This is a genomic window from Priestia megaterium, assembly GCF_046599315.1.
Classification (GTDB): domain Bacteria; phylum Bacillota; class Bacilli; order Bacillales; family Bacillaceae_H; genus Priestia; species Priestia megaterium_F.
In genome coordinates this window covers 418,841-430,874 of record NZ_JBKIKC010000004.1, presented here as the reverse complement: position 1 = coordinate 430,874, position 12,034 = coordinate 418,841, and the positions used below count along the sequence as shown (strand labels likewise).

11 protein-coding genes are annotated in these 12,034 nt (G+C 38.0%); all 11 read right to left on the bottom strand.

Features of this window, described 5'->3' with window-relative positions; all coding sequences use genetic code 11:
* Positions 1 to 565 precede the first annotated feature (565 nt).
* The 11 genes from ACLHDF_RS16550 to ACLHDF_RS16500 all read right to left on the bottom strand — a co-directional run bounded on the left by ACLHDF_RS16550 (position 566) and on the right by ACLHDF_RS16500 (position 11,778).
* Complete coding sequence (locus tag ACLHDF_RS16550; RefSeq protein WP_413918891.1) at positions 566 to 769, bottom strand: IDEAL domain-containing protein; 204 nt, start codon at positions 767 to 769, stop codon at positions 566 to 568.
* A 49-nt stretch (positions 770 to 818) separates the two neighbouring features.
* A complete protein-coding gene (locus ACLHDF_RS16545) occupies positions 819 to 986 on the bottom strand; it encodes a Fur-regulated basic protein FbpA (RefSeq protein ID WP_251394943.1) in 168 nt (55 codons plus the stop codon).
* 166 nt (positions 987 to 1,152) lie between these two features.
* Positions 1,153 to 1,995 (bottom strand): aldo/keto reductase, encoded by an 843-nt coding sequence (locus tag ACLHDF_RS16540; protein WP_413919799.1) that lies wholly within the window; start codon positions 1,993 to 1,995, stop codon positions 1,153 to 1,155.
* A 184-nt stretch (positions 1,996 to 2,179) separates the two neighbouring features.
* A complete protein-coding gene (locus tag ACLHDF_RS16535) occupies positions 2,180 to 5,494 on the bottom strand; it encodes an Ig-like domain-containing protein (RefSeq protein ID WP_413919798.1) in 3,315 nt (1,104 codons plus the stop codon).
* Positions 5,495 to 5,710: 216 nt separating this feature from the next.
* Positions 5,711 to 6,586: an N-acetylmuramoyl-L-alanine amidase family protein gene (locus tag ACLHDF_RS16530; RefSeq protein WP_413919797.1), complete on the bottom strand. Its 876-nt coding sequence runs from the start codon at positions 6,584 to 6,586 to the stop codon at positions 5,711 to 5,713.
* A 204-nt stretch (positions 6,587 to 6,790) separates the two neighbouring features.
* On the bottom strand, positions 6,791 to 7,255 hold the full coding sequence (locus ACLHDF_RS16525; protein WP_413919796.1) for a C40 family peptidase: 465 nt from the start codon (positions 7,253 to 7,255) through the stop codon (positions 6,791 to 6,793).
* Positions 7,256 to 7,450: 195 nt separating this feature from the next.
* Positions 7,451 to 7,621 (bottom strand): hypothetical protein, encoded by a 171-nt coding sequence (locus ACLHDF_RS16520; RefSeq protein ID WP_413919812.1) that lies wholly within the window; start codon positions 7,619 to 7,621, stop codon positions 7,451 to 7,453.
* A 145-nt stretch (positions 7,622 to 7,766) separates the two neighbouring features.
* Positions 7,767 to 7,946 (bottom strand): YfhD family protein, encoded by a 180-nt coding sequence (locus ACLHDF_RS16515; protein WP_013055768.1) that lies wholly within the window; start codon positions 7,944 to 7,946, stop codon positions 7,767 to 7,769.
* Positions 7,947 to 8,059: 113 nt separating this feature from the next.
* Positions 8,060 to 9,331, bottom strand: a complete 1,272-nt coding sequence (locus tag ACLHDF_RS16510; protein WP_413919795.1) for a cation:dicarboxylate symporter family transporter — start codon at positions 9,329 to 9,331, stop codon at positions 8,060 to 8,062.
* Between the two features lie 214 nt (positions 9,332 to 9,545).
* Positions 9,546 to 10,469 (bottom strand): response regulator, encoded by a 924-nt coding sequence (locus tag ACLHDF_RS16505; protein ID WP_413919794.1) that lies wholly within the window; start codon positions 10,467 to 10,469, stop codon positions 9,546 to 9,548.
* A gap of 1 nt (position 10,470) precedes the next feature.
* Entirely contained in the window at positions 10,471 to 11,778 is a 1,308-nt protein-coding gene (locus ACLHDF_RS16500; RefSeq protein WP_413919793.1) for a sensor histidine kinase, read from the bottom strand.
* Between the last annotated feature and the right edge of the window lie 256 nt (positions 11,779 to 12,034).

Below are 12,034 nucleotides of genomic sequence, written 5' to 3'. Positions count from 1 at the left end.
ACCATCGTTACTCTTTTTCTCTTATTTTATTGGGTTCAGCTCATTTTTTCTTAATACGGATTTATAAGACGGATTGTACTCTTTTGAAGCTTACAGTCCGTCAGAAATAAACAAGTGTTTTTTTATAGATAGACAGTCACCTAATAAAAACATTTTTTTACATTCACTAATTATTTAGAACAATTTAAAAAGAAAATCAATAAATATATTGAATCGAATTTCGTTCGTGTGATAAGATATAGTTATATTGTTACTTTAACAATACATAGAGCGAATGAAATAGAAAATATGCAGATGCATAGAACTTTCTAAACCCCACACGCAACACTTAGAAGGTGACATTCATTTTCTCAGTAACACCCATACCTTTCTGAAAAGAGTGAGTACATTAGACTTACTCTTTTTGTCTGTTTAATAGAGGAACGTTTATAAAACTTTATACACTTTTTATTTAAAGCCTTTATTTGCAAGCAGACGACAAAAAAACAGGTAACTAAGCATGCCGCTCTTTACCTGTTTTTATATGCTAAAATGATTAAATCAAATTCTATCATGCAAACACACTTTAAGAAATTGATTTTAATTCTTCAATTAATTGAAAAAATTTCTCTTTGTTTCTTTCTTCTAATGTTTGATCTACTTCACGTAAAATTTGATCTCTTCTAAAATCTCGGATAGCCTTATTTAATACCATTTTAGCAAATATAGAATCGAGGATATCCGTACGGATGGGCTGCGAGTCTGTCGGGTGCTTTTCGATATAAATCAACTCCTATCCTTTCCTCTATTATAACAAATTCTAGCAATGTATCAAAATTTCATTCCGATATACGCTGCTGTGAAATAGCTTCGTATTCTGTTTCAAGTTCTTGAAGCGTAAGCTCATATAACTGCTTGTTTCCTTTTTTATAAACCCCTGCATCCAGCAATAAATCAATCATTGATGTTTTTTTACATTGTATGTGAGAGTAAGCTTGTTTTGTCATCGTTACACCGCCTATTTTACACCTAAAAATAAAATGATTTCTCTATCTTTCACGACCTTTCTTTATCATATAGCCCGTCCTTTAGCTTACTGTGAAGAAATTATTAAATTTATGTAATAACGCATATAAAAAAGACAGAGAGAAACTCCCTGTCTTGGTTCTTCTATTAAAAATCAAAGTTATCCGGATCTGGACCTACTCGGTGATTTTGATTTAATCCATCAATTTTACTTACGTCTTCAGCATCCAATTCAAAATCGAATAGCGATGAATTTTCAACAATACGATGTTCTTTTGTCGATTTTGGAATTGTTACAACTCCGTTTTGCAGATCCCATCGCAGAATAATTTGAGCAACTGATTTACCGTGTTTTTCAGCAATTTCTTTTAACACATTGTTATCTAGCAATTCTCCTTGCATGAGCGGAGACCATGCTTCTAACTGAATATCGTGCTTTTGACAAAAAGCATGCAGCTCTTTTTGCGTCAAACGAGGATGATATTCAACTTGGTTAATAACAGGCTTTACATCTCCATCTTTCATTAAGTCTTCTAAATGATGAATTTGAAAATTACTTACACCCACCGCTCTTACTTTTTCTTCTTTATACAGCGTTTCTAATGCTTTCCACGCTTCTTTATACTTACCTTCTACCGGCCAGTGAATTAAGTATAGATCTAAATATTCTAAGCCTAGCTTTTGTAAACTTGTTTCGTAAGCAGCCAATGTCGCTTCATAGCCTAAATCTGCGTTCCAAACTTTTGATGTAACAAAAATGTCTTCGCGTGAAAGACCTGCTTCTTTCAAACCTTGGCGAATTCCTTCTCCTACACCTTCTTCATTTCCATAAATAGCTGCCGTATCAATGCTGCGATAGCCTTTTACGATAGCTGTTTTTACCGCATTAACTAACTCAGGCCCTTCTTCTACTTTAAATACACCTAATCCAAGCCATGGCATTTTGACTCCATTACGAAGTGTTACTGTATCTTGCAAATGATTACTCATTATAAAAAACCTCCTACTAATTTTGCTACATTTGTTATTATGAAACACAAAAAAAGAAAAAGATAGAACCCACTTTAAAGTAAGTTAGGCACTTCAAAGTTCCAAGGTAACTTTTTAGTAACCTGCTATTACACTTAAAAATCGCATAAAAAAAGAATTCTCCTCAGAGAATTCTTTTTTGTTTTTATTTAACGTTTATGTTAGCTGCTGAACTTGTATTTCCAGCGGCATCTTTTGCCGTAACAGCTAGTTTTACGCCTGCTTTTTGTTTTGGAATAGTTACTTTAAACTGTCCTTTGCTATCTGCTTTGCCTGATGCGATCACCTTTGTACCGCTTTTAATCGTAATCACAGCATTTGCTTCCGTTTTTCCAGAGATAGATGTCGACAAAGAAGTAACTGCATTCACTGCCGGAGGTGCCGGCGGTGTTGTGTCTTGAACTTTTACAATTTTATACGGACTGTATCCTACTTTATTTTGCAGCACGGCCGTCACTTCTGTTCCTGCTTTTTGAGCAGGAATTTTCACGCTGAACTTGCCGTTTCCATCAATTTTTCCACTTGCAATAATTTTTCCGCCTACTTTAATATAAATAGATGCATTTTTTTCTCCTGTTCCCGTTACCGCTGTACTTTTTTCAGTAAGCTTATTAACGGTTGGAAGCGCCGGTTTTGTCTGCACGGCACTAACCGTTATAAACGCATTGGAGCTGTAGTTATTGGCTGCATCTTTTGCGATAACGGCTAATTTCGTAGACGCAGGCTGCTTTGGAATCGTGATGCTGAACTTCCCATCCGCCTTTGCATTTCCTTTGCCGATTACTTTTTTATCAATTTTCACATGCACTTCTGCTCCTGCTTCCGTGCTTCCTGTTACTACTGTATCTTGATTGCTTACACCGTTCACTTTTGGTGTAACGGGCGCTGTTTTATCCTGCACAGTTACGGTTACGACTGGACTTACGCCAGCTGTGTTTTGAGCCGTTACAGACAGCTTGCTTCCTGCTTTTTGTTTCGCAATTGAGATGCTGTATGTTCCTTTGGCATCTGCTTTACCAGTTGCAAGCTGAAGACTTCCGTTTTTAACGATAACCGTCGCATTTGCTTCTGTTTTACCCGTAACAGCTGTGCTCCGATCACTCACTTCATTTACCGTTGGTTTTACCGGAACTTTTTGCTTTGCGGTAACGGTTACGGTCGATACGGAGCTGTTATTTCCTGCTGCATCTTTTGCTTGTACGCTTAGCTTTGTATTCGCTTTTTGCAGAGAAATGGCAACAGAAAATGCTCCATTTGCACTTGCTTTAGCTGTTCCAACAGTTGTTGTTCCTGCTTTTACAGTAACCGTCGCATTTGCTTCTGCGGTACCGGTAACTTTTGTATCTTGATCACTTACTGCATTTATTTTTGGCGCGGTTGGTGCTGTTTTATCCTGTACGGCTACCGTAGTGGCTGAACTTGTCCCCCCCGCGTTTTGAGCGGTTACAGACAGCTCGCTTCCTGCTTTTTGTTTCGCAATTGAGATGCTGTAATTTCCTTTGGCATCTACCTTGCCAGCTGCAAGCTGAAGACTTCCGTTTTTAACGATGACCTCAGCATTTGCTTCAGCCGTCCCTTTAATCATTGTGTCTTGATCACTTACTGCATTTACCTTTGGTGCAAGCGGTGCTTTTAACGTAGTTTTAACCGCAAACGAAGGCGCTTGACTTTCGTTTCCTGCTTTATCTTTTGCGCTTACTGCTATGGTTGTTCCACCTTTTTGTACTGGAATTGAAACAGTAAATGTACCGTTAGCATCCGCTACTGTAGAGAACATCGCATTGCCGGCTTTTACCGTCACGGCTGCGCTTGCTTCTGTTACGCCCGTTACGGTCGTGTCTTGGTCGCTTACTTCATTTACAATTGGAACAGAAGGCGGTGTTTGATCCGTTACGGTTACCACCGTTGCCATGCTTTCATTTTCAGCTGCATCTTTAGCCGTTACCGACACGTTTGTATCAGCTTGCTGTTTTGTAATCGTAATCGCAAACTTTCCGTCTTCATCAGCAAGACCTGTTCCGATTACTTCATTTCCCACTTTTGCAATAACAGAAGCATTTGGTTCTGTTACGCCTGTAAGTGATGTTTGATTATCTCCTAGTGCATTAACTGAAGGTGCATCAGGCGCAGCTGTATCTTTCGGGTCTTCTTGCTCCTGCTCTTTTCGCGGATACTTTGTTGTATAAAAGCTTAAAAGAGTAGTTGTTGGATAATAAAAATCTAAAATTTCACGATAGTCTTTTCCTAGACTTGCCATTTTTTGAGCACCGTACTGACTCATTCCAACACCGTGTCCATTTCCTTTACCATTAAAAGTTGTTGATGTGCTTGTTTCATTTGTTTCCGTTACAAGCAGGCTAAGCATCACGCGGCTGTTTAACATAGATTTTAGCTTCGTCGATGTTAAATCTGTTAATTCCAAATGATGAATCACTAGTTTTTGCGAACTGTCTACATCTCCTTTAACAAGATAGTCCACTGTAATGGCACCTTTGGTCACACGACCGCCTGATGAAGGAGCGTAAAAACTTACTTTTGGAATAGACATAATTTTAATTGTTTTACCAGGGTGCTTATTGGCCACTAACCATGATTTTAAATTATCCGTAACTGTTTTATCTTTTTCAGAAACCGTGTTCCACCATGTGCTATAGTTAGCTAAATCTTTTCCTGTTAAATCAATTTGCGTTTTTTGAATAGCTAATGTCCACGGCGTCTGCTTATCGTATGGATCTTCTTTCACCGGGAAATAAGAAAGCTGAGTCCCTCCCCAAGCGTTGCTGTTTGATTCCGTTCTTCCGCCGTTGCTTGATGAGAAAACGGCGTTAATTAATTTATTATTGTACGTCACTACTTGTCCGAATGTCTGATCTACTGCTTGGTTTGTACTGTCATACCACGTATAGCCACCGTATACTTGATAGCTTACCGTATCGTTAATGACTTTTCCTGCATAGCTCATTGCGTATGTTCTTGCTGCCACCGCCTGAGTTTTTAAAGCTTGCAGATTCCAAGATGTATAGACTTCATTTGGCACAACGCCTTTTAAATAGTCTTCAATCGGCAGCGTATTAATAGGTCTGACGTAAGATCCTTTTTCATTTGTAAACGCTACGTCTCCTAAGTATTGTCTGCCGTTAATAGATACGGGATTTTTATAAAGAGACGGTGTAATTTCAAAGCTCGTAAATTCACCTAAGACCGTGCTTCCTTGTTTTAAAGTGACACCTTGAGTTGTTGCTGCCACCGTATACTCTGTATTCGCATTTAAGACCAAATCCGAGTTTTTAATAGTGTATAAATAAGACGGCTTAATTGTAATTGCATGCTGATCTCCTAAATAGTTTACTAATTTTACAGACACAACTGGTTCTACCGTTTCAGCTTTCACGCTAGCAAGCGGCGTGAATTGAAACAGCAGTACGCTTAGTACTAAAGCTAATGCTGTTAACTTTCTCATCTTGTTCCCCCATTTTCATTTACTGTCTAACGCATTTTAATATCACTCGTTATATCGACACAGTTTTATAAAATCTAAAGCATTTTACCTAGTTTTCTTTTCTGCTCGTCCATTTTCTTGTCGAAAAAACGCTTTTTTATATCATATGAACGACAAAAAAACGTGTGACATAAATCAATTGATTTAGTCACACGCTTTTATAGGTCTTTTCACCTTTTATTTTTTCATATCTTCATATGCCACTATACCGTCTGCCACATGATTCATTAGCTTTGTAAGATAAGCCTGATCAGACAGGTTCCGGTCTTCTTCTGGATTCGTCATATACCCGAGTTCTACTAGCGTTACAGGTACAGTTGACCAGTTAAATCCTGAAAGATCACTGCGATAACGAATGCCATCTACTTCGACAAACTGATCTTTTTTCACTTCGGTAAGAATAGCTTGAGATGCCTGTAGACTGCTTTGATAAATAGACTTTGTATAGTAATTATCTTCTGCAGGAGTGAGCACAGAAAATCCTTTTACAGACGCGTTTTCAGAACCATCTGCATGTATGCGTATATGCAAGTCAGCTTTCGAATTATTCGCAAGCTCCGCTCGTTCTCGGTTGCTGATATTCACATCGTGAGAACTGCGAGTAAGCTTTACCGTTATGCCTTTTTCTTCGAGCAGTTTTTTTAATATCATGGAGGCTTCCAATGTCAGCTTGTATTCGAGCTTCTTGGTTACCACGCCTGATGTGCCTCCGGAAACCTTTATTTTTGTTTCTGCTGCTCCCGGTCCGATTGGCTCTTTCTCTAGGTTGGCCTGAGCTTGATGACCAGGGTCAATGTAGACTAAAAATGGAGGCGGATCGGCTTTTTCAGGCATGTTGTTTTTTATATTGTTCACTTCATTCCCCGCTTCGTTAGGCTGCACCGATTGAAACGGTGAGATGGGCTGCTTAACTCTTTCTGCCTTCGTATGAGCTTTTGGGACATTTCCGCTAACAACAGCTTTCTCTGTTTGCCCTTTCATCATAAAGAAAAGTGAAAGTACTGCTGCTATTGCAACAATACCTATTCCATAACTCCATACTAAGCGCTTCATCTTCGCTCACCAAACTTTCGAATAGAGTGGGATGTTCCTTATGTTAAAGTACAAAATATGTTAACACTATTATCTCACAGAATATGGATTTTTTTGTATAAAACGTTAAAAATAACGTCCGTAATTTCAGCCATATTTTATGTGTATGCAAAACAAAACAACACTACATAGTGTAGTGTTGTTTTCCAAAAAAATGACGGACGGTTAAATCCGTTTTGCACCAATATAACGTGCTTTCCAATAGCTGTTGCTAAGAGACGTAATCGTCACTCCTTTAGACGTAGAAGCTTGAAGAAACTGATTATTTCCTAAGTACACGCCCACATGTGACGGACCTTTTTTATACGTTTGAAAGAAAACCAAATCTCCTTTTTGAAGCTTTGCTTTTGAAACGCTTGTCCCTACCCGATACATTTGCTCCGTTGTGCGCGGAAGTGTTTTTCCAGCTTTTTTGAAAATATATTGAATAAATCCAGAGCAGTCAAAACCTTTTGTTGTTGTACCTCCCCATTTATAAGGCACGCCCATTAATTTTTTACCAATAGCAATAGCGGTGTCCTTGTATGAATATGACGCTGCTTCTACTGTTTGAGCAGGTGCAATAAACGGGCTGGCTCCACTGAATAAGACTGCTGCTGCCGTTATAGACCCAATGATGGCTTTCTTCATTTTTCTTCCTCCATTATGTAACCGAACGTTACGTTTCTATGAACTTATTTTTTAAATGCGTTCGGTTTAATTATAATGAAAAAAGCCTTAAAAACTATTACGCTATGATTAAATAATGTTACAAAATGGTTACTTAGGAATTTTTATCTTTCAATATGTATAAAAGAGGTTGAGACATAACTAAATTAATCCAATCTAAAGACGAACATATAGGATAAATGATCGGATTGTTACACCGCTGTTGATTTCCGTGCAAGGCTTCGCTTTCCGCGGGCGGCCGATGAGCCTCCTCGTCGGCTTACGCTCCTGTAGGGTCTCACCTATTCCGCTTTTCCCGCAGGAGTCTTCGCCTTGCCCTCCAATCAACCGCTAGAAGCACCTACATACACGAAGCCTACGTTTACCATACCAATGAAAAAATCCGAACGCGTTGGATTCTCCATCAAGAATCTCGATTCATCGTTCGGATTTTCCTTCAACTAAAATACTTTTGTCCAACCTCTTTTGTCTCTTACTTTTCCTTTTGCTGTTTCAAAATTAAGTCCTGTTTTGCTTTAGCATCATGATGCTGCGCTAACTCACGTGAAAATTCCTCATTTGCTTGATCAGGAGCAATTTTTAACTCTTTTGGTGTTTGAGGCAATGATCCTTTGTTGTTGTGTGATGACTTGTGATTATTTGCTCTTCCCATGTTGAGACCTCCTTTTACCAATCATTTGTTTTTCATCCTTAGTTACTATTCCCAACTTTTCAAAGCAAATTCAAACGAAAAAAACTCTTGAATACTCAAGAGTTTTTTAGTTATTACGATACTTTTTTTGTTACCTCGTTAATGTAAGCTTCCTTGTCTTCGTCGTTAAACTGCCCTTCCCACTTCGAAATTACGATCGCGCCAAGTGAGTTTCCAATTACGTTTACCGCTGTACGTCCCATATCTAATAAACGGTCGATTCCAGCGATAAAAGCAAGTCCTTCTACTGGGAGCCCTACAGATCCAAGTGTTGCAAGCAGTACAACAAACGAAACGCCCGGAACTCCTGCAATACCTTTAGATGTAACCATTAAAATTAATACGAGGGAGAGCTGCTGTGTGATACTCATATCAATACCGTACATTTGCGCAATAAAAATGGCAGCAAGAGCTTGATAAAGAGTAGATCCGTCTAAGTTAAATGAATACCCCGTCGGAATAACAAAAGATGTGATCGCTTTAGGGCATCCTAGTTTTTCCATTTTGGCAATAATACGCGGCAGCACCGTTTCTGAACTTGCAGTTGAAAATGCTAGCAGCAATTCATCTTTTAGCACTTTTAATAAGTGGAAGATGTTAACCCCCGCCCATTTAGCTACAAGTCCTAGTACAACGATTACAAAGAAAATCATCGTGCCGTAAGCAACAATCACAAGCTTACTAAGCGGAATCAAAGACGCTAGTCCAAATTTTGATACGGTTACACCAATTAGTGCAAATACACCAAACGGAGCAAACTTCATAACTAAGTTCGTTACCCAAAACATCGCTTCGGCCGTACCTTCAAAAAATCTTAAAACCGGCTTGCCTTTTTCACCAATTGATGCAATTCCAAGTCCAAATAGTACTGAGAAGAAAATAATTGGCAGCATATCGCCTGCAGCAATTGACTCGAATACATTCGTTGGAACAATATGAACAAATGTTTCTACAAACCCTTTTTGTTCTGTAGCTTCTGCCGTAGATGTGTAGCTGCTGATATCTGATTTTTCAAGACCGCTGCGGTCCACACCAGTACCAGGGTGAAGCAAGTTAGCTGCTAATAAGCCTACAACAATGGCAACCGTTGTAATGATTTCAAAGTAAAGAATTGTTTTTCCGCCTAATTTACCAAGCTTTTTAATATCACCAACACCAGCAACGCCCACAATGATACTAGAAATAACAATCGGCACCACAATCATTTTAATTAAATGAATAAATACGTCTCCAATTGGCTGCAGCACTTCAACTGCTTTAGGATTTCCATAAAAAACGGCCCCTACAATAATACCTGCAATCAAACCAATTAAAATCTGTCCTGCTAATCCAAGCTTTTTGAACATATCTTTGCACCTTCCTTCTTTTTCTAACAGCTCGAAGCTGTTTATTTGCGCTTAATGTATTCAACAGATACAATTCCATTAAGAACTGTTTATTACATAGTTCTTTTATTCATAAGATTACATTATCACAGACATCACAAAATCTAACAAAAACCTACTGAAACTAACAAAAGTTTTTAGAAAATTACAAAATGAAAACGCTGTAGTTTTTTTACTACAGCGCTTGTTTGACTTCATAATATAGCATTTGGATAAATTTTTTTACATTTATGCGACTCGGAGTACTGCTTTTCCCCGTGCCTTTTTCTATATCTCTCATGCGCTGATGCACCATTGAAAAATCGAAAAACTTAGACGCGTAATTTTCAAATTTTGGATTAAAGAAGTCCACCATTCCAAGAGAGGTCAAATGGTTTAACGACTGATAAATGGCTCTTCTTACTCGCTGTTCGGCTGCCTTCATTTCTTTTTGCAGCGCGTCTTCTGAAAAAGATGAACCAAGCTTCTTCACAGTAATTTTTTCAAAGATTTCTTTAAGGGAAGGAAAATGCTGTTCGTACATCGTGCTTTTTTCCGTTTGATGCAAGTAATTAATGATTTCAATCAAATCCTTACTTCCACTTTCTCCTAAAATACCAAGTTCTCTTAATAGAAACCTGCAGGCTTCTGCCGGGTCGCTTTCCTTTTTACCGAAAGAAGGCGTCTTTTGCTGGTTGCCTACATTAAGTACGGTATTTAACGATTCCTGAATCTTCTCCATGGATTGTTGAACATGAATTCGCTCAATTACTTTCTGAATGACCATTAGCACTTCCATACGATTGAGCGGCTTGGTGATATAGTATTCAATGCCAAGTGAGTAGGCTTTTCCAATCAAATCTTTCGTTTCTACTTGTGACATCATGATGATTTTCCCTTTAAAGATATCCTTTATTTTGCGTACGGTTTCGATTCCGTCTTGAATCGGCATTAACAAATCAATAAATAAAATATCGATCTGCTGCAACAGAGAAAATTGATCATTTAAGACAATTCCATCTTCTGCTTCTCCTATAATCTCCCCAAGATCATTATCTTCAATAATTTCAGCTAACATTGAACGAAAGACTTCGTCATCATCTATGATATAAAATCGCATATTAGTCCTTATCCCCCATTAACGTAGAAATAGGTAAATCTATAGTAAATTGAACACCGGGGCTTGGAGACAGATTAATAAACTGAATACTTCCGCCCAGCTGCTCGGTCATTTGCTTAACGTAGACAAGCCCAAGTCCTGTAGAAGGCGTCCCGTCCTTTGCGTATTTGGATGTAAATCCCGCTTTAAAAATAAGACGTTCATGCCTTTTTTTCACACCGGGACCGCTATCTCTCACATACAGTAAAATGCGGTCTTCTTCTCGACATACTTCGATAATAATCGTTCCTTCTTTTTCAATCGCTTCGACTGCGTTCGTTACTAGATTATTAATTAATGATAAAAACAAGTATACGTGATAGCGAGGGTGCTCTCCTAGAATCGAACATGAAAAATGAATATCTTTCGTTAACAGCGCCGCATATTTTTCATTGCTGCGCATGACGATTTGAAGCAGACTTTCGATTTCCATATACTCAGAAAATTCCTCTTTTGTAATAACCTTAGACAAGCCTGCTGATATCCGCTGGTTGTCTTTTTTAATATCATGTACTTCTCCTGCAATTTGTAATGCTTTTTGGCTAAATTCATGCAGCGAAGTAAGCTCATTTATATCTGCTTCGTGTAATTCTTCATATAAATCATACGACTTTTTCGTAATCCGCTCAGCGTCTTGCAGCGTTTTTTTCAAATGGATCGATTCTTCATATAAATTTGAAAGCACAACAAGCAGCTGATCATTTTTTTGAGAGATTTGTCGTTCTCGCAGCTGCCCTTCGTAGAGTTTGATCATGCTAAATAGGCATAAAACAAAGAAACTTCGAAAGACGCCTACAATAAAAATTTGCATAAACTCCGGAAACACAATGTGATGATGAACCGTCACGTACATGAAAAACAATTCCATACCGCCTGAAACCGTTTCGATTATGATGCTCCATATACCAATAATCCATGGTTTTGAATGGAAATCGTTAATTTTAAACCAAGAAAAAGCGATCGCATACACGAGATAATAAATTCCTGCTGAACACCGAATCTGCAAAGAATGAAGAAAATCAAATGATTCGTAGTTATACCAATCAAGGCACATTCGAAAGCCTACTATAGCACCCGCAACTAAAATACCCGGGATAACGGGAGATACCTTTCTTAAAAGCAGCAGTGAAAAGAAAAAAATAGGCACAGCAAAACTAACTCTATACGTATCGTGAAAAGGATAATATTTAAGCTCTCCTGCTAGCGGCACAACTACTATCATCACCAAAATGAGTAAAACATCTTTTTTTACTACCGTATCAACTTTCATTATTCACTTCCTGCACTTTTTGAACATAAGTATATAATTTAGCAATCTAAAAGACAATCGCTCTTCCCTATATTTTTTTACATTCCTACCTCCATTTATAAATATAGTCCATATATAAATGGTTATTTATTCTCTTTCATTATTCTCTGTAGTTTTTTAGATTTTCTTGTTTTATTTTGCAATTTTTGTTGTATAGTAGAAGTACCTTTTAAAATGTGAGGCTGTATCACAACTATTTAATTATTATTACATCACC